This is a genomic window from Sinorhizobium sp. 7-81 (genome assembly GCF_030124405.1).
Classification (GTDB): domain Bacteria; phylum Pseudomonadota; class Alphaproteobacteria; order Rhizobiales; family Rhizobiaceae; genus Sinorhizobium; species Sinorhizobium psoraleae.
This window is the reverse complement of sequence record NZ_JASKLT010000082.1, coordinates 1-634: the sequence shown is the minus strand read 5'-3', so window position 1 is coordinate 634 and position 634 is coordinate 1. Positions and strand designations below refer to the sequence as shown.

Below are 634 nucleotides of genomic sequence, written 5' to 3'. Positions count from 1 at the left end.
CCCGACCCCCGCGCCCTCGGCCTCACTTCCCGCCATCTCGCCTACATCATCTACACCTCCGGATCCACCGGCACGCCAAAGGGCGTCATGGTCGAGCATCGGGGAATGATCAATTATCTGTCCTGGGCCTGCGACGTCTACGTGCCCAGCTCCTCTTCCCTGGTCTCCTCATCACTCGCCTTCGATGCAACGGTGAACAGCCTGTTCGCACCTTTGCTTCGTGGGGGCCATGCTCTCCTTGTAAAGGACGGAGATGAGGTCGAAGGCCTCAAAACAAGGATTGGCTCGCCGTGTGGGCTGGTCAATGTCACCCCGAGTCATCTCGATGCGCTCGGCCAGCAGTTGCTGGCAGAGACGACCGACAGCCAGGTCGGCACGTTTGTCATCGGCGGTGAAGCGCTGTCGTCCTCAACGGTGGAATTGTGGCGCCGCCTCCAGCCGACGGCCAGGATGGTGAACGAATATGGCCCGACCGAGACCGTTGTGGGCTGCCTCTTCTATGACATTCCGAGCGAGTTCGCCATCGCGGCAAACGTTCCGATTGGCCGCCCGATTGCGAACACGCGTGTGTATCTTCTCGACCGGCATGGCGCACCGGTGCCGTTCGGGGCGGTCGGCGAGCTCTATATCGGCG

The 634-nt window shown here is 62.0% G+C and carries 1 protein-coding gene; it reads left to right on the top strand.

The genetic code is table 11. The features are described from left to right. Positions 1-634, top strand: a 634-nt coding sequence (locus QN224_RS33580; RefSeq protein WP_283980181.1) for an AMP-binding protein, incomplete at both ends; no start/stop codon positions are given.